Below are 16,475 nucleotides of genomic sequence, written 5' to 3'. Positions count from 1 at the left end.
GCGTCACGCCCCCGGCTGCCGCGCCCACCGACGGCGGCGGGGGAATGAGCGCCGCCGAGGCCCGGCAGGCGCGCAAGGAGCTGACCCGCCTCGAACGGCAGGTCGGCAAGCTGGAGCAGAAGGAGGCGGCACTGCTCGACCAGCTCGCCGCCAACGCCACCGACTACTCGAAGGTGGCCGAGTTGGACGCCCAACTGGGTCAGGTCCGCGCGGAGCGGGAGCAGGTCGAGGAGGCCTGGCTCGCCCTGGCCGACGAGATCCCCGCCGGCTGACCGCCGGCCCGTCCGCCCGACCTGCGACCTCCGGGGACCCCGTGTGCGGCGTCACACGGCCGGGTACGGGAGAATCGCCGTCGACCCTCACCCAACGGCGTTGGAGACACAGACATGGCGCACACTCCCGTCAACCACCCCGCGCGGCCGATCTACCGGGCGATCGGCGGGCTGACCGGTCTGTACCTGGTGGTCTTCGGTGTGCTCGGACTCGTCAGCAGCACCGGTGAGCCCGCCTTCGGCCTGAGCGACACCCGGGTCCTGGGGCAGGGCACCAACCTCGGATTTTCGATCTTCTGCCTGGTGGTCGGCGGTCTGATCCTGTTCGGCACCGTGATCGGTCGCAACCTGGACGTGCTGATCAATCAGTGGACCGCCTACGTGATCATGGTGGTCAGCCTCGGCGGGCTCGCCTTCATCCGCACCGAGGCCAACATCTTCAACATGAGCGTGGCCAGTGTCGTCGTGCTGATGGTTCTCGGCCTGGCGCTGCTGATGGCCGGCATGTACGGCAAGGTCGGTAGCGAGGACGAGCACGAGGCGTGGCAGAAGGCTCGGCTGGTGCTCTGATCTTTTCGGTTGCGGTGGTGGTTTTCGCCGGGGTTGCGGTGGTGGGTTTTCGCCGGAGCCCGACCCGCTCCGGGCGGTCAGGCTTGATCCCTGCGCGGGTCGGGCTCCGGCGAAAACCTGTCGTGCCGGGGCCCGTTCGAGACTGATTCTCCGCAGGTTCTGCCCTTGGTCGGCTTCTCAGTGGGGGACAATTGTCCTGATTGTTCCCCTGTTGGTGGAGGACCGATGCCGCACTTTCCGATCAACCACCCGGCGCGGCCGATCTACCGGGTGCTCTCCGGCCTGATCGGGCTCTACATCCTGGTCTTCGGCGTCTGGGGCACCGCACTCACCTGGGGCGAGCCGCTGTTCGCCCGAGGCAGCAACTGGGCTCTCGGGCTCCGCACCAACCTGGCCTTCTCGCTGGTCTCCATCGTCTTCGGGATCGTGCTCATCGTCGGCGCGTCCCGGCGTGGCAACCTCGGCCACTACATGAACCTGACCGCGGGGATCGTCTTCCTGGTCACCAGCATCCTGATGATGTCGGTGCTCCAGACCGAGGCCAACTTCCTGAACTTCTCGATGTCGACCGTGGTCGTCTCGATGCTCTTCGGCCTGATCCTGCTCGGCACCGGCCTGTACGACAAGGTCGGCCCGCCCGAGCACGCCGAGGACGAACGCAATCGCCGCTACCACCCGGTCGCCGAGGTCCACCGCCGCCACTGACCCGCGTCGCCCCCGGGACGTCGCCCCCGTCGGGAGCCCTCAGCGGACGCGCGTCGTGGTCAGTCCCGGCTTCGCCTCCAGGTGCGACAACCCGTTCCAGGACAGGTTCACCAGGTGCGCCGCCACCGTCTCCTTGCGCGGCTTGCGCACCTCCAGCCACCACCGGCCGGTCAACGCCACCATTCCGACCAGCGCCTGCGCGTACAGTTCGGCCAGCTTCGCGTCGTACCCCCGGCTGGAGAACTCCGCGCCCAGGATGTGCTCCACCTGATGCGCGACGTCGTTCATCACACTGCTGAAGTTGCCCGTCGCGGAGAGCACCGGCGACTCCCGCACCAGTACCCGGAAACCGCTGGTCTCCTCCTCGATGTACCCGAGCAGGGCCAACGCCGCCTGCTCCAGCAACTCCCGAGGATGACCGGCGGTCAACGCGGTGGTGATCCGGTCCAGAAGTGCGCGGACCTCCCGGTCCACCACCACCGCGTAGAGCCCCTCCTTACCGCCGAAGTGCTCGTAGACCACCGGCTTGGAGACCTTGGCGCGGGACGCCACCTCCTCGATGGAGGTGGCGTCGAAACCGCGCTCGGCGAAGATCTGCCGACCGATCGAGATCAACTGCTCACGGCGCTGCGCCGCCGACATGCGTACCCGGGACGGCGCCTTCGTCGACGTGGCGGGCACCGCGCGCCGACGACGCTTGCCGCTCTCGTCGCTCGTCACCTCGGCCACCTCGTCACCTCGCCGGCGCTCCGTGACGCCCTGTCGTGGGATCCTGCTCGCGCTCTGCCCGGTCACCCGAACATACTGCCAGGTAACTTGTCGGTCGGTCGCCCGTCGCCGTCAGGCCGGCCCGGGTTCCGCCGGTTTCACGAGCTTCGACGCGAGCCGCTCCGGCTTCGGCCAGCGGACGTCCCAGGCGGCTCCCGCCTTCTCGAACAGCCAGATCACCCGGGCCGAGATGTCGATCTGGCCGCGCAGCACCCCGTGCCGGGCACTCGTCGGATCGGCGTGGTGCAGGTTGTGCCAGCTCTCCCCGAACGACACCAACGCCAGCGGCCAGAAGTTGGCCGCCCGGTCACCCTGCCGCATCATGAACGGTCGCTCACCGTAGACGTGGCACACCGAGTTGATCGACCAGGTGACGTGGTGCAGCAGGGAGATGCGGACCAGGCCCGCCCAGAACAGCGCGGTCAGCGCCCCCTGCCAGCTCCACGTCAGTAGCCCGCCCATCAGCGCCGGACCCAGCACCGAGGCGGCCGCCAACAGGGGAAAGAGCGCGCTCGTCCGGCGGATGTCCCGGTCGGCCAACAGGTCCGGAGCGAAGCGCTCCCGGTTGGACAGCTCACGGCCGAACAGCCAGCCGACGTGCGCGTGGAACAGGCCCTTGGTCAGTCCACGCAGCGTCGTCCCGAACCGCCACGGCGAGTGCGGGTCCCCCTCCAGGTCGGAGAAGGCGTGGTGACGCCGGTGGTCGGCGACCCACTGGATGATGTCGCCCTGCACGGCGAGCGAACCGGAGACGGCCAGCGCGATCCGCAGCCACCGCTTCGCCTTGAACGACCCGTGGGTGAAGTAGCGGTGGTAGCCGACCGTGATGCCCAGGCCGGCAAGCACGTACCAGAATGCCGCGACACCCACGTCTACCCAGCTCAGCCAGCCGCCCCAGGCGACCGGTACGGCGGCGACCAGTGCGGCGAACGGAATCACCACGAACGCCCAGAGCGCGACCAGGATGCCGCGCGACTGGGTGCCCTCGGTGAGGGGCTTCGGCCCGGTCGGGTGGGAGTCGAGAACAGCGCTGGACATGGCACCTCGCAGGGAACGATGAGACAGCAAACTACGCCTACGTCACCGTAACTTAAGCCGCCGGAAGATCACATCTGGCAGCGATGCTTACCGATGCCCGGAGTGTCACACCCCCGCCCTAGCCTGCACCCCATGACCGATTCTCGCGTCCGGCGCTCCCGTGCCAAGGACGAGTTACGTGCCGAGGCGGTGGTGCTGCGGTCGGCCGGTCACTCGGTTCCGGAGATCGCGCGGCGGTTGCAGGTCAGTCGCTCGACGGCCTATTTGTGGGTGCGGCACCTTCCCCTGAAGCGCGACCCAGATGACGAGCGGGAGCGTCGGCGTGCCCACTCCAAGGCCATGACCGACGCCCAATGGGGCGAGCACCGACAGGCACGCGACGCGGCGCGTGCCGCCACCGTCGAGGCGAGCGCCGGGTGGGTGAAGAGCCTGCGATACCGCGAGTTGGTGCTGGTCGGCGCGGCGCTGTACTGGGCCGAGGGCACCAAGGCCAAACCCTGGCGACCGCACGACTGCCGAGTGCGTTTCGTCAACAGTGACCCGGCGCTGATCGGACTGTTCGTACGCTTCTTGGAGGCGCTGGGCGAGCGGCGGGAAGCGTTGCGATTCCGCGTCGCGATCCACGAGACCGCCGACGCCGCGGAAGCGGTCGGCTGGTGGGCCGAGCAGGTGGGCGTGTCGCCCGACGTCTTCCAGCCCACGACCCTCAAACGGCACCGGCCCACCACGGTTCGGCTCAACATCGGACCGACCTATCGGGGCTGCCTGAGTGTCGAAGTGCCGCGGTCCCGTCGGTTGTATTGGAAGATCGAGGGGATCATGAAGGGTATGAGCGATGGCGTCGGCGACGCGGGACGCTAAAGTGTAGGGGTACGGCAAGCCGCTAGTTTGTCCGTTTTAGACCGTCCCGGGTCGTCTAATGGCAGGACGTCAGGTTTTGGTCCTGATTGTAGGGGTTCGAGTCCTCTCCCGGGAGCTTCACCTGATCTGTGGCTGAAGCCTGGTTAGCATGGCCGCGAGACTGTCCGCGTCCCGACGGGAGCCACCTCGTGTCCGAGCCCTACCCCCGTACCGTCGTCGTCCTTGCCGCCGGGGAGGGCAAGCGGATGAAGTCCGCGTTGCCCAAGGTGTTGCACCCGCTGCTCGGCCGGACGCTGCTCGGGCACGTGCTGAACGCGGCGCAGCCGTTGTCGGCGGAGCGGACGATGGTGGTGGTCGGGCACGGCGCGGACCAGGTCCGGGCGCATCTGGCCGAGGCCGCGCCGGACGCCGTACCGGTGTTGCAGGCCGAGCAGCTCGGCACCGGGCACGCGGTCAGGATCGCGCTGGAGGCCGCACCGGAGGCGTCCGGCACGGTGGTGGTGCTCAACGGCGACGTGCCGCTGCTGCGGCCGGAGACGGTGGCCGGGCTGGTCGCGGCGCACGAGAGCGAGCGGGCGGCGGCGACGGTGCTGGCTGCCGAGGTGCCGGATCCCACCGGCCTGGGCCGGATCGTGCGCGACGCCGACGGCCGGTTGGAGCAGATCGTCGAGCAGCGCGACGCCACTGCGGCACAGCTCGCCGTCCGGGAGATCAACGCCGGCATCTACGCCTTCGACGCGGGCCGGCTGCGGGACGTGCTCGGCAAGCTCTCCACCGACAACGACCAGGGTGAGGAGTACCTCACCGACGTCTTCCGGCTGCTCGTGTCGGCCGGTGAGCCGGTCGGCGTGCACCTGGCCGGCGACCACGCCGAGACGCTCGGCTGCAACGACCGGGTGGAGTTGGCGGCGCTGCGGCGGCTGCTGCGGGACCGGGTCAACGAGCGCTGGATGCGTACCGGGGTGAGTCTGCTGGACCCGGAGACGACGTGGATCGACGTGACGGTGGCCCTGGACCGGGACGCGGTCGTGGACCAGAACACCCAGTTGCGCGGCGGTTCGGTGGTCGGCGCGGGCGCGGTGGTCGGCCCGGACGTGACGCTGATCGACACGGTGGTCGGGCCGGGCGCGACGGTGCTGCGCAGCCACGCGGTCGGTGCCGAGGTGGGCGCGGGCGCGAGCGTGGGGCCGTACGCGTACCTGCGACCGGCGGCGCGGCTGGCCGAGAAGTCGAAGGTGGGCACGTTCGTCGAGGTGAAGAACTCCGAGGTGGGGCCGGGCGCCAAGGTGCCGCACCTGTCGTACGTGGGTGACGCGACGATCGGGGCGCGGGCCAACATCGGCGCGGCGACGATCTTCGTGAACTACGACGGGGTGAACAAGCACCGCACGGTGGTGGGCGAGGCCGCCTTCGTCGGCTGCGACACCAGCCTGATCGCCCCGGTCGAGGTGGGCGCCGGCGCGTACGTGGCGGCGGGCAGTGCGATCAGCAAGGACGTGCCGCCGGGTGCGTTGGGTGTGACGCGGGCGCCACAACGCAACGTCGAGGACTGGGTGACCCGCAGGCGGTCGGGTACGACGTCGGCGGCGGCTGCCGAGCGGGCCTTGCAGGGTGCTCCGGGTGTGACCTCGGCCGCAAGTGAAGGTGAGGCAATCCACGGCGCCGCCGAGTCGGTGGGCGGTGCGCCGGGGGCGGGAGATACTGCAACCGAATAGTCCCCGGTCGACCACCACCGTGGCCGGGTACCACCGACCAATACGGGAGCAGACGGGCCCATGGGCAGCATCGTCGCCGAAAACCGCAAGAGCCTGATGCTCTTTTCCGGACGTGGGTTTCCGGAGCTGGCCAGGGAGATCGGTGAGGTGCTCGGCGTCGCGCCGACGCCGGCCGACGCGTACGAGTTCGCCAACGGCGAGATCTTCGTACGGTTCAAGGACTCGGTGCGGGGGTCGGACGCCTTCGTGGTGCAGTCCGTCACGCACGGGGTGAACACGTGGGTCATGGAGACCCTGATCATGGTCGACGCGTTGAAGCGCGGGTCGGCGAAGCGGATCACGGTCGTGTTGCCGTTCTATCCGTACGCGCGGCAGGACAAGAAGCACCGGGGGCGGGAGCCGATCTCGGCCCGGCTGATCGCCGACCTGTTGAAGACGGCGGGGGCGAACCGGATCCTCACCGTGGACCTGCACACGGCGCAGATCCAGGGCTTCTTCGACGGGCCGGTGGACCACCTGTTCGCGATGGACATCCTGGCCGAGTACGTGGAGCGCAAGTACGCGGGCCGGCCGATGACCGTGGTCGCGCCGGACTCGGGTCGGGTGCGGGTGGCCGAGCGGTGGACCGACCGGTTGGGCGGCTGCCCGCTGGCCTTCATCCACAAGACGCGGGACCCGATGAAGCCGAACCAGGTGGTGGCGAACCGGGTGGTCGGTGAGGTCGAGGGTCGGGTCTGCCTGATCGTCGACGACATGATCGACACGGGCGGCACGATCTGCAAGGCGGCGGACATCCTCAAGGAGTCCGGCGCGGCGGACGTGATCGTGGCGTCCACCCACGCGCTGCTCTCCGACCCGGCGACCGAGCGGCTGAAGAACAGCCCGATCAGCGAGGTCGTGGTGACCAACACGCTGCCGTTGCCGCCGGAGAAGCAGCTCGACAAGCTCACCGTGCTCTCCATCGCGCCGCTGTTGGCCCGGGCGATCCGTGAGGTGTTCGACGACGGCTCGGTGACCACCCTGTTCGGCGGGTTGAGCTGACGTCGGTCCGGGCGGGTCGGTCGATCGGACCGGCCCGTCCGGGGGCGTCGATGATCGGCTGGTCGGCGGCGGTGAGCTGCCCGGTCGGCTCCGGCGGGGACTGCCGGAACTTCGGGAATCCGCTCGGGTAGACTGGTGCGGTTGCCACGGCGAGGGTGCCCTGCGGGCCGCTGAGAAGCGCCGCACGGAGGCACCGTGATCGACGCGGTGCTCCGGGCAGTCGTTGTGACGCATGAGCCCTTGCGAGCCCCCCGCCCAGCACCGCCAGACGACAAGCTGCCGTAGCGAAGCATCAGGAGTTTCCCCGTGTCCGAGGTAAAGATCAGCGCCGAGCCCCGCACCGAGTTCGGCAAGGGTGGTGCCCGCCGTACCCGCCGGGCCGGCAAGGTGCCCGCCGTGCTGTACGGCCATGGCGAGAAGCCCAAGCACATCGCGCTCCCGGCCCGCGAGTTCGCGGCGGCCATCCGTAACGGTGGCGCCAACCAGCTCCTGGCGCTCGACATCAGCGACGGCACGCAGGCTCTGGCGCTGCCGAAGGCGATCCAGCGGGACCCGATCAAGGACACCTTCGAGCACGTCGACCTGCTGCTGGTGCGTCGGGGCGAGAAGGTCACCGTGGACGTGCCGGTGCAGCTGACCGGTGAGGCGGCGCGGGACACGCTGATCGTGCACGACCACGACACCCTCTCGGTGACCGCCGACGCCACCAAGGTGCCGGATCACCTGGAGGCGTCGATCGAGGGTGCGCAGGCCGGCTCCCAGGTCACCGCCGCCGACGTGCAGCTTCCGTCGGGCGTCGAGCTGGCCGCCGACCCGGAGATGGCGGTCGCCACCGTCACCGCGGCACCGACCGCGGAGCAGTTGGAGGCGACGCTGCCCGAGGCCGAGGCGGCGGACGCCGAGGCCGAGGCTGAGGCCGGCGAGGAGACCGCCGAGGCTGGCGAGTCGGCCGGCGAGGAGACCGCCGAGGCCAAGACCGAGGCCTGATCGGTCCGCAGGCTGTGCGACAGGCGTCCCCGTGCTCCGGGGGCGCCTGTCGACGTATCGGGGACGGCCGCCGGGTGGCGGTCCGCCGGGACGAGGAAAGGGGCGGGCGGTGACGGACGAGACCGGGCCCTGGCTGGTGGTCGGTCTGGGCAACCCGGGTCGGGAGTACGCGGGCAACCGGCACAACGTCGGTTTCCTGGTCGCGGACCTGTTGGCGGGTCGGCTGGGCAGCAGGTTCGGTCGGCACAAGCGGGCGGTGGCGGAGGTCGCCGAGGGGCGCCTCGGTCTGGGTGGCCCGAAGTTGGTGCTGGTCAAGCCGTTGACGTACATGAACCTTTCGGGTGGGCCGGTGGCCGGTCTGGCGCAGTTCCACAAGGTGCCGCCGGGGCAGGTGATCGCGGTGCACGACGAGCTGGACATCGCGTACGGCCAGGTGCGGGTGAAGTGCGGTGGCGGCGAGGGCGGGCACAACGGTCTGCGCTCGATGTCGAAGTCGCTGGGCACGAAGGACTACGTACGGGTGCGGTTCGGGATCGGGCGTCCGCCGGGGCGGCAGGATCCGGCGGACTACGTGCTGTCGGATTTCGGCGCGGTGGAGCGCAAGGAGTTGGAGTTCCTGGTGGATAGGGCGGCGGACGTGGTGGAATCCGTGGTCATCCGAGGCGTCGAACCGACGCAGAACCTCTACCACGGTGCCTGAGGTACGGCTGTGACGACGGGAGCGCGAGTATGAGCAGTCCACCCACGGCCGACGGGGCGTTCGCGCGGTGGTTGGCGGCCCGTGCCGGTCAGGCGTTGCTGCGCCTGCGGGCGGAGACGGGGTTCGCCGACGCCGGTGCGTTGAAGGCGGCGGGGGACAAGGTCTCGCACGACCTGATCCGGACCGAGCTGGCGAAGTGGCGTCCGGACGACGCGGTGCTCTCCGAGGAGGACGAGGGTTCCCGGCTGGCGTGGACGGCCGAGGTGAACGAGGCGTCGATCTCCCGGCTGGTCGCCGAGCGGGTGTGGATCATCGACCCGCTGGACGGTACCCGTGAGTTCAGCGAGGAGGGGCGCGCGGACTGGGCGGTGCACGTGGCGCTCTGGGCGCGGGACGCGTCGACATCCCACGGTCTGGTGGCGGGTGCTGTCGGATTGCCGGCACAGCAGCAGGTGTTGGCCACGGACGTCCCTCCGGCGTACCCGGCGGAGGCGGCCGGGGGCGAGGGCCGGCGGCTGCGTCTGGCGGCCAGCCGAAGTCGGCCGCCGGTGTTCCTGACCGACCTCGCCGAGGAGGTCGGGGCGGAGTTGGTGCCGATGGGATCGGCCGGTGCGAAGATCGCCGCAGTGGTGACCGGCGAGGTGGACGCCTACATTCACGCCGGGGGTCAGTACGAGTGGGACTCGGCGGCGCCGGTGGCTGTGGCGACGGCCACCGGACTGCACGCTTCCCGGATCGACGGTTCTGCGCTGAAATACAACGAGGCCGACCCGCGTCTGCCTGACCTGCTGGTGTGCCGTGCGGATCTCGCCAGCCGGTTACTTGCAGCGTTGCACCGGCATAGCGGGTAGCCTGGCGCTACTTTCTGACATCCCCGACCGGAAAGGTCTGGAAATCGGATGACCGAGCGAATCGAGCCGGTGTCATGACCGCCACCGCTGCCTACCAGGTGACGCATCTCGACGCGTTGGAGGCGGAGAGCATCTTCGTGATGCGCGAGGTGGTCGCCGAGATGGAGCGGCCGGTCCTGCTGTTCTCCGGTGGCAAGGACTCGATCGTGATGCTGCGCCTGGCGCAGAAGGCGTTCGCTCCGGCCCAGATCCCCTTTCCGGTGATGCACGTCGACACCGGCCACAACTTCCCCGAGGTGCTGGACTACCGGGACCGGCGGGTCGCCGAGCTGAACCTGCAGCTCGTCGTGGCCAGCGTGCCGGAGGCACTGGCCAGCGGGTTGGTCCGGGAGTCGGCGGACGGGATGCGCAACCGCATCCAGACGCCGGTGCTGCTCGAGGCGGTGGAGAAGCACCGGTTCGACGCGCTCTTCGGCGGGGCCCGGCGGGACGAGGAGAAGGCCCGCGCCAAGGAGCGGGTGTTCAGCTTCCGTGACGAGTTCGGCCAGTGGGACCCGAAGAACCAGCGTCCGGAGCTGTGGTCGCTCTACAACGGCCGGCACCACCCGGGTGAGTCGATCCGGGTGTTCCCGCTCTCCAACTGGACCGAGTTGGACGTGTGGCACTACATCGCCCGGGAGCGGATCGAGCTGCCGTCGATCTACTACGCGCACGAGCGCGAGGTGGTCGAGCGCGACGGGATGCTCTACGCGGTCAACGAGTTCCTGCCCGCGCGGGCGGGGGAGGAGCGGTTCAAGGCCCAGGTGCGCTACCGCACCGTCGGCGACGCCTCCTGCACGGCGGCGGTGAGCTCGGACGCGGACACGGTCGACAAGGTCATCGAGGAGGTCGCGGCGACCCGGATCACCGAGCGCGGGGCGACCCGTGGTGACGACCGGGTCAGCGAGGCCGCGATGGAGGACCGCAAGCGGGAGGGCTACTTCTGATGACGACCGAGACGCTCGCGCCGGGCGACGCCGAGGGCCGGGCCGTCGGGTCGGAGGCCCGACCGATGGACCTGCTGCGCTTCGCCACCGCCGGCAGTGTCGACGACGGCAAGTCGACCCTGATCGGCCGGCTGCTGTACGACACGAAGTCGCTGTTCACCGACCAGTTGGCCGCGGTGGAGGCGGTCAGCGCGGCCCGGGGCGACGAGTACACGAACCTGGCGCTGCTCACCGACGGCCTGCGCGCCGAGCGGGAGCAGGGCATCACCATCGACGTGGCGTACCGGTACTTCGCCACGCCCCGTCGCAAGTTCATCATCGCCGACACCCCCGGGCACATCCAGTACACCCGGAACATGGTCACCGGGGCGTCCACGGCCGATCTGGCGCTGATCCTGGTCGACGCCCGTAAGGGCCTGGTCGAGCAGTCCCGCCGGCACGCCTTCCTCTGCTCGCTGCTGCGGGTGCCGCACCTGGTGCTCTGCGTCAACAAGATGGACCTGGTGGACTACTCGCAGGACGTCTTCGACCGGATCGCCGACGAGTTCACCGCGTTCGCGGCGAAGCTGGACGTGCCGGACCTGACCGTGGTGCCGATCTCCGCGCTCAAGGGCGACAACATCGTCACCCGTTCGGAGAGCATGCCCTGGTACGAAGGCCCGGCGCTGCTGCACCACCTGGAGCGGGTGCACATCGCCAGCGACCGGAACCTGGTCGACGTCCGGTTCCCGGTGCAGTACGTGATCCGGCCGCAGTCGAGGGTGGTCACCGACTATCGCGGCTACGCCGGTCAGGTCGCCTCGGGGGTGCTCAAGCCGGGTGACGAGGTGATGGTGCTGCCGTCCGGCTTCACCAGCCGGATCGCGTCGGTGGAGACCGCCGACGGGCCGGTCGGGGAGGCGTTCCCGCCGATGTCGGTGACGGTACGGCTGACCGACGAGATCGACATCTCGCGGGGCGACATGATCTGCCGCCCGAACAACGCCCCGGCGGTGGCGCAGGACATCGAGGCGATGGTCTGCTGGATGGACGAGAGCCGGCCGTTGCAGGTCGGCGGCAAGTACGCCATCAAGCACACCACCCGGTCGGCCCGGGCGATCGTGCGCGGCCTGCACTACCGCCTCGACATCAACTCGCTGCACCGCGACGAGACGGCGACCGAGTTGCGGCTCAACGAGATCGGCCGGGTGCGGTTGCGGACCACCGTCCCGTTGCTGGCCGACGAGTACCGCCGCAACCGCACGACCGGTGGTTTCGTCATCATCGACGAGACCACCAACCGCACCGTCGGCGCCGCCATGATCGTCGAGACCGCCTGAGCACACGGGGCGGCCGGGCAGATACCCGTTCCCCACGGCGCCCCCCTGCCCGCTCTCGCCACCCTGGTTACCCTCGTCGCCTCACCCGATGACCCCGGGCGCGGCGACGAGTTGCCAGATCCTGCTCGATCCTGGATCGAGTGGTCTCGGTGCCGCCACGAGGCCACTCCATCCGGGATCGAGCGTGATCATGGGCGGTATGTGCGGCGAGAGTGGACGCGAGTAGGCGGTGTGTGCGGTGGCGGGCGAGCTGATCCGTCCGCGCCATCAGCTCGACAGACGGTGGGTAAGGACACCCCGGGCGTGCGAGAACCGAGGACATCTCGTCGGTGTGGGTCAGGCGAGGCGGGTCGCGCCTGCGGCCGGGAGCGCGGTGAACCGGGTGGGGGTGGCGTAGCCACGGGCGGCGTAGGCCGCCGCGACGGCGTCGCCCACCGCATCGGCCCGGTCCGCCTCGACCAGGGCCAGGACGCAGCCGCCGAAACCGCCGCCGGTCATCCGCGCGCCGAGTGCACCGGCGGCGAGCGCCGTGTCGACGGCGGTGTCGACCTCCGCGACGGTGATGGCGAAGTCGTCGCGCATGGAGGCGTGCGAGGCGGTGAGCAGCGGACCGATGCGCCGGATCTCCCCGGCGCGTAGCAGGGCGACGCTGTCGCGTACCCGCTGGTTCTCGGTGACGACGTGCCGGGTCCGGCGGCGGGTCTCGTCGTCGGGCAGTCGGGCCAGCGCGTCGTCGAGGGCGTCGGCGGGTACGTCCCGCAGGGCCGGCACACCGAGCAGGTGCGCGGCCTTCTCGCAGGTGGCGCGGCGGGACGCGTACTCGCCGTCGGCGTGCCGGTGCGGGGCACGGCTGTCGATCACCAGGATCGCCAGGCCGTCGTGGTCCAGGTCGAACGGGACATGGTCCACCTGCTCGGTGCGGCAGTCGAGGAAGAGGGCGTGCCCGGCCCGGCAGCGGATCGCGGCCGACTGGTCCATGATGCCGGTGGGCGCGCCGACGTAGTGGTTCTCGGCGCGCTGCGCCAACCTCGGCTGGAGCGTGGCGGGCAGGTCCAGCCCGCCGAGGTCGACCAGCGCGGTGAGCACGGCGGCCTCCAGTGCGGCCGAGGAGGACAGGCCGGCGCCGAGCGGCACGTCGGAGGCGACGGCCAACCGGGCGCCGGGCACCGGGTGGCCGGCTTCGCGCAGCGCCCACACCACCCCGGCCACGTACGCGGCCCAGCCGGTGACCCGGCCGGGGGCGGCCACCTCGTCGGCGCCGAAGTCGACCGTCTCGCCGGTCAGTTCGGACCAGACCGTCCAGTCCTCGGTGGGCCGGGGCGCTGCGGCGACGACGGTGCGCAGCGGCAGCGCGAACGGCAGCACGAAGCCGTCGTTGTAGTCGGTGTGCTCGCCGATCAGGTTGACCCGGCCGGGAGCCGCCCAGCGGCTGGCGGGTGGTGCGGGGTACGCCTGCCGGAAGCCGGCCTCGGCGCGGGCGGCGACGTCGGTCACGGCCGACCCGACACGTGCGCGCGGTAGAAGGTCCAGGCGTCGGAGACCATGTCGTGCAGGGTCGGCTTGCGCGGCTCCCAGCCCAGCTCGGCGCGGGCCAGCGCGGAGGAGGCGACCAGTTCGGCCGGGTCGCCCTCGCGGCGCGGTGCCACCTCCACCGGCACGGGGTGGCCGGTGACCTCGCGGACCACCTCGACGACCTGCCGGTTGGTGAACCCGTTGCCGTTGCCGAGGTTGTAGATGCGGTGTCGTCCCGGGGTCGCCGCGTCGAGGGCGAGCAGGTGGGCGCGGGCCAGGTCGGCGACGTGGATGTAGTCGCGGACGCAGGTGCCGTCGGCGGTGGGATAGTCGTCGCCGAAGAGTTGCAACTTCTCCCGCCGGTCGGCGGCCACCTCCAGCGCGATGGGAATGAGGTGGGTCTCCGGGTCGTGCCGCTCGCCGAGGGCGGTGTCGCCGTCGAGGTACGCCCCGGCGACGTTGAAGTAGCGCAGCGAGACGGCGGCCAGGCCGTGCCCGGTCGCCTCGGAGGTGAGCGCCATGTCGACGGCGAGCTTGGTCGCGCCGTACGTGTTGGTCGGGGCCTTGACGGCGGTCTCCGGGATGGGCAGCTCGGTCGGGTTGCCGTAGACGGCGGCGGTGGAGGAGAAGACCATCCGGGGTACGCCCGCGGCGCGGACGGCGTCGATCAGCGCCAGTGACCCGACGGTGTTGGTGTGCCAGTACTTCTCCGGGGCGGTCATCGACTCGCCGGCGGCGATCAGGGCGGCGAAGTGCAGCACGCCGTCGAATCCCGCCTGCGGGGTGAGCACCCGGGCCGCGTCGTGGATGCCGGCCTCGACGTGGGTGGCGTCGGGCGCGAGCGCCTCCCGGTGGCCGGTGCACAGGTCGTCCAGGACCACCACGTCGTGCCCGGCGTCGAGCAGCATCCGGGTCACCACGCTCCCGATGAAGCCGGCGCCGCCGGTGACGAGCAGTTTCACGTCGTTCTCCTCCTACCTGGACCTGTGGTGGTCACCCTACAACTCCACCACGACCGACCATTTCTGAACAGAGTCGAACACCACCGTGCCGCCTTCCGCTGACTACCATCACTGTCATGCGGGCAGCGCGTCGGCGCGGACCCAGGCGACGGGGCGCACAGCGGTCCCGCCGCCAGCCCGGGCCGGTGGCCAGAGCCGTCGCCCGGGTGTTGGTGCGGGCCGCCGACGGCACCCTGCGACTCGTCACCGACCTGCTCGGCGCCGGGTCGGCCGCCGGTCGGGAACGCATCAGCGAGGCCGAGCTGCGCGACCTGGTCGCCGCGAACACCGTGCTCGACCCGGTCGGTCGTCGCATCATCGACGAGGTGCTGGTGGCCGGTGCCAGCCTGGTCCGCGAGGTGATGATGCCCCGCACCGAGGTGGTGTTCCTGTCTGCGGCGCTGACCGTCGCCGAGGCCGCACCCCTGGTCCGCGCCGGTACGCACACCCGCTACCCGGTGGTCGACGGCACCCATGACGACGTGGTCGGTGTGGTGCACCTGCGCGACGTGCTGCTGCGTCCGGACCGCGACCCGGGCACCACCGTCGGCGAGCTGGCCCGGGAGATCAAGCGCCTTCCGGCCAGCAAGCGGGTGCTCGCCGCGTTGACCGAGATGCGGCGGGAGGGGCACCACCTGGCCGTGGTGATCGACGAGTACGGCGGCACCGCCGGCATCGTCACCTGTGAGGACCTGGTCGAGGAGCTGGTCGGCGAGATCCACGACGAGTACGCCGACTCGCCCGAACCGGCTCTCGCCGGGCTGCCCACGGTGGTCGACGGACGGCTCAACCTGACCGACTTCGCCGAGCGCACCGGCGTGCACCTGCCGCACGGGCCCTACGAGACGGTGGGCGGCTTCGTGATGGCGGCGCTGGGTCGGTTGCCCGCAGCGGGCGACGAAATCCCGGTGCCCGGGGCGGGCGACGATCCCGCCGCGTCCGGCGGCTGGCTGCTGCGGGTGCTCACCCTGGAGGGACGCCGGGTGGCCCGGCTCGCGGTCACCGTCGCCCGCCTGCCCGAACAGCGTCGCGATCCGGGCGGCGTCGCCGAGCGGGCGCGACCTGCCGGCCCGTCATGACGGACGCAGGGTGTTGCTGACAGAATCGGCGGCATGTCCGACGTTCCCGCCCGCCCGCGCGTCTTCTCCGGCATCCAGCCGACGGCCGACTCGTTCCACCTCGGCAACTACCTGGGCGCGGTCCGGCACTGGGTGGCGTTGCAGGAGTCGCACGACGCCTTCTACTGCGTGGTCGACCAGCACGCGATCACGGCGGGACACGAACCGAAGGTGTTGCTCCAGCGGTCGCGGACGGCCGCCGCGCAGCTGCTCGCCGTCGGGCTGGACCCGGAACGCTGCACCCTGTTCGTGCAGTCGCAGGTGCCCGAGCACGCGCAGCTTGCCTGGGTGCTGGGCTGCATCACCGGTTTCGGCGAGGCGAGCCGGATGACCCAGTTCAAGGACAAGTCGCAGAAGCAGGGCAACGAGCGCGCCAGCGTCGGGCTGTTCACGTACCCGATCCTGCAGGCCGCGGACATCCTGCTCTACCAGGCCCACGCCGTGCCGGTCGGCGAGGACCAGCGGCAGCACTTGGAGCTCTCCCGGGACCTGGCGCAGCGGTTCAACTCGCTGTTCGGCAAGACCTTCACGGTGCCCGCGCCGCACATCGTGAAGGAGACCGCCAAGATCACCGACCTGCAGGACCCGACGGCCAAGATGTCGAAGTCGTCGTCCTCCCCGGGCGGCATCGTGGACCTGCTGGAGGACCCGGCCCGCTCGGCCAAGAAGATCCGCTCGGCGGTCACCGACACCGGTCGGGACATCATCTTCGACGCCGAGACCAAGCCGGGCGTCTCCAACCTGCTCACCATCTTCTCCGCGTTGAGCGGGCGCGGCATCGACGACCTGGTCGCCGCGTACGCCGGCAAGGGCTACGGCGACCTCAAGAAGAACCTCGGCGAGGTGGTGCGGGAGTTCGTCACGCCGATCCAGCAGCGCACCCGCGCGTACCTCGACGACCCGGCCCAGCTCGACAAGCTCCTCGCGGGCGGTGCGGAGAAGGCCCGGGCGGTGGCGGCGCCCACGCTGCGCACCGCGTACGAGCGGGTGGGTTTCTTCCCGCCGGTACGCGGCGAGTAGTCGCCCGCGCG

General features: G+C 70.6%; 17 protein-coding genes and 1 tRNA gene. 14 read left to right on the top strand and 4 right to left on the bottom strand.

Annotated elements, in window-relative coordinates:
* The 3 genes from EYA84_RS04230 to EYA84_RS04220 all read left to right on the top strand — a co-directional run.
* On the top strand, positions 1-272 hold a 272-nt coding region (locus tag EYA84_RS04230; RefSeq protein ID WP_236145584.1), incomplete at its 5' end, for an ABC transporter C-terminal domain-containing protein.
* Positions 273-386: 114 nt separating this feature from the next.
* Entirely contained in the window at positions 387-842 is a 456-nt protein-coding gene (locus EYA84_RS04225) for a DUF4383 domain-containing protein (protein WP_131051679.1), read from the top strand.
* A gap of 225 nt (positions 843-1,067) precedes the next feature.
* Entirely contained in the window at positions 1,068-1,547 is a 480-nt protein-coding gene (locus EYA84_RS04220; protein WP_131051678.1) for a DUF4383 domain-containing protein, read from the top strand.
* 39 nt (positions 1,548-1,586) lie between these two features.
* Here the strand turns inward: EYA84_RS04220 and EYA84_RS04215 are convergent, their stop codons facing one another.
* Positions 1,587-2,228, bottom strand: coding sequence for a TetR/AcrR family transcriptional regulator (locus tag EYA84_RS04215; protein ID WP_236145586.1), 642 nt, complete (start codon positions 2,226-2,228; stop codon positions 1,587-1,589).
* A gap of 159 nt (positions 2,229-2,387) precedes the next feature.
* Positions 2,388-3,353, bottom strand: a complete 966-nt coding sequence (locus EYA84_RS04210; RefSeq protein WP_131051676.1) for an acyl-CoA desaturase — start codon at positions 3,351-3,353, stop codon at positions 2,388-2,390.
* Between the two features lie 132 nt (positions 3,354-3,485).
* Here EYA84_RS04210 and EYA84_RS04205 point away from each other — a divergent pair, with 132 nt between their 5' ends.
* The 9 genes from EYA84_RS04205 to EYA84_RS04165 all read left to right on the top strand — a co-directional run bounded on the left by EYA84_RS04205 (position 3,486) and on the right by EYA84_RS04165 (position 11,813).
* The gene (locus EYA84_RS04205) at positions 3,486-4,214 is read left to right on the top strand and encodes a helix-turn-helix domain-containing protein (protein ID WP_236145583.1); all 729 of its coding nucleotides are present in this window, start codon (positions 3,486-3,488) and stop codon (positions 4,212-4,214) included.
* 44 nt (positions 4,215-4,258) lie between these two features.
* Positions 4,259-4,329 (top strand) — tRNA-Gln (locus EYA84_RS04200).
* A 73-nt stretch (positions 4,330-4,402) separates the two neighbouring features.
* Positions 4,403-5,929, top strand: a complete 1,527-nt coding sequence (gene glmU / locus EYA84_RS04195) for a bifunctional UDP-N-acetylglucosamine diphosphorylase/glucosamine-1-phosphate N-acetyltransferase GlmU (protein ID WP_131051674.1) — start codon at positions 4,403-4,405, stop codon at positions 5,927-5,929.
* A 60-nt stretch (positions 5,930-5,989) separates the two neighbouring features.
* On the top strand, positions 5,990-6,970 hold the full coding sequence (locus EYA84_RS04190; protein ID WP_131051673.1) for a ribose-phosphate diphosphokinase: 981 nt from the start codon (positions 5,990-5,992) through the stop codon (positions 6,968-6,970).
* Between the two features lie 306 nt (positions 6,971-7,276).
* Positions 7,277-7,957 (top strand): 50S ribosomal protein L25/general stress protein Ctc, encoded by a 681-nt coding sequence (locus EYA84_RS04185; protein ID WP_131051672.1) that lies wholly within the window; start codon positions 7,277-7,279, stop codon positions 7,955-7,957.
* A 109-nt stretch (positions 7,958-8,066) separates the two neighbouring features.
* Entirely contained in the window at positions 8,067-8,657 is a 591-nt protein-coding gene (gene pth, locus EYA84_RS04180; RefSeq protein WP_131051671.1) for an aminoacyl-tRNA hydrolase, read from the top strand.
* Between the two features lie 29 nt (positions 8,658-8,686).
* Positions 8,687-9,508, top strand: coding sequence for an inositol monophosphatase family protein (locus EYA84_RS04175; protein ID WP_131051670.1), 822 nt, complete (start codon positions 8,687-8,689; stop codon positions 9,506-9,508).
* A gap of 74 nt (positions 9,509-9,582) precedes the next feature.
* Positions 9,583-10,494 carry a sulfate adenylyltransferase subunit CysD gene (cysD, locus tag EYA84_RS04170; RefSeq protein ID WP_131051669.1) on the top strand — a complete coding sequence of 304 codons (912 nt, stop codon included), beginning with the start codon at positions 9,583-9,585 and terminating at the stop codon, positions 10,492-10,494.
* Complete coding sequence (locus EYA84_RS04165; protein ID WP_131051668.1) at positions 10,494-11,813, top strand: sulfate adenylyltransferase subunit 1; 1,320 nt, start codon at positions 10,494-10,496, stop codon at positions 11,811-11,813. Before cysD ends, EYA84_RS04165 begins: the two co-directional genes overlap by 1 nt.
* Before the next feature lie 336 nt (positions 11,814-12,149).
* Here the strand turns inward: EYA84_RS04165 and galK are convergent, their stop codons facing one another.
* Together galK and galE are read right to left on the bottom strand one after the other, a co-directional pair.
* Positions 12,150-13,307: a galactokinase gene (gene galK / locus EYA84_RS04160; RefSeq protein ID WP_131051667.1), complete on the bottom strand. Its 1,158-nt coding sequence runs from the start codon at positions 13,305-13,307 to the stop codon at positions 12,150-12,152.
* On the bottom strand, positions 13,304-14,287 hold the full coding sequence (galE, locus tag EYA84_RS04155) for a UDP-glucose 4-epimerase GalE (RefSeq protein WP_131051666.1): 984 nt from the start codon (positions 14,285-14,287) through the stop codon (positions 13,304-13,306). Before galE ends, galK begins: the two co-directional genes overlap by 4 nt.
* A 116-nt stretch (positions 14,288-14,403) precedes the next feature.
* On the opposite strand from galE, the gene EYA84_RS04150 reads away from it, so the two are divergent.
* Both EYA84_RS04150 and trpS read left to right on the top strand, forming a co-directional pair.
* On the top strand, positions 14,404-15,405 hold the full coding sequence (locus EYA84_RS04150) for a hemolysin family protein (RefSeq protein ID WP_131051665.1): 1,002 nt from the start codon (positions 14,404-14,406) through the stop codon (positions 15,403-15,405).
* 33 nt (positions 15,406-15,438) lie between these two features.
* Positions 15,439-16,464 carry a tryptophan--tRNA ligase gene (gene trpS, locus EYA84_RS04145; RefSeq protein WP_131051664.1) on the top strand — a complete coding sequence of 342 codons (1,026 nt, stop codon included), beginning with the start codon at positions 15,439-15,441 and terminating at the stop codon, positions 16,462-16,464.
* Positions 16,465-16,475: the final 11 nt, after the last annotated feature.

It is taken from the genome of Verrucosispora sp. SN26_14.1 (assembly GCF_004307965.1).
In the GTDB taxonomy this organism is placed as follows: Bacteria; Actinomycetota; Actinomycetes; order Mycobacteriales; family Micromonosporaceae; genus Micromonospora.
This window is presented reverse-complemented; position numbering and strand designations above follow the sequence as displayed.

What these genes read in the sequence shown, in the direction of transcription:
- EYA84_RS04210 (WP_131051676.1), bottom strand. Translation starts at nt 3,353, where the DNA reads ATGTCCAGCGCTGTTCTCGACTCCCACCCGACCGGGCCGAAGCCCCTC.
- trpS (WP_131051664.1), top strand. Translation starts at nt 15,439, where the DNA reads ATGTCCGACGTTCCCGCCCGCCCGCGCGTCTTCTCCGGCATCCAGCCG.
- EYA84_RS04150 (WP_131051665.1), top strand. Translation starts at nt 14,404, where the DNA reads ATGCGGGCAGCGCGTCGGCGCGGACCCAGGCGACGGGGCGCACAGCGG.
- EYA84_RS04220 (WP_131051678.1), top strand. Translation starts at nt 1,068, where the DNA reads ATGCCGCACTTTCCGATCAACCACCCGGCGCGGCCGATCTACCGGGTG.
- EYA84_RS04175 (WP_131051670.1), top strand. Translation starts at nt 8,687, where the DNA reads ATGAGCAGTCCACCCACGGCCGACGGGGCGTTCGCGCGGTGGTTGGCG.
- EYA84_RS04205 (WP_236145583.1), top strand. Translation starts at nt 3,486, where the DNA reads ATGACCGATTCTCGCGTCCGGCGCTCCCGTGCCAAGGACGAGTTACGT.
- EYA84_RS04190 (WP_131051673.1), top strand. Translation starts at nt 5,990, where the DNA reads ATGGGCAGCATCGTCGCCGAAAACCGCAAGAGCCTGATGCTCTTTTCC.
- EYA84_RS04165 (WP_131051668.1), top strand. Translation starts at nt 10,494, where the DNA reads ATGACGACCGAGACGCTCGCGCCGGGCGACGCCGAGGGCCGGGCCGTC.
- EYA84_RS04225 (WP_131051679.1), top strand. Translation starts at nt 387, where the DNA reads ATGGCGCACACTCCCGTCAACCACCCCGCGCGGCCGATCTACCGGGCG.
- cysD (WP_131051669.1), top strand. Translation starts at nt 9,583, where the DNA reads ATGACCGCCACCGCTGCCTACCAGGTGACGCATCTCGACGCGTTGGAG.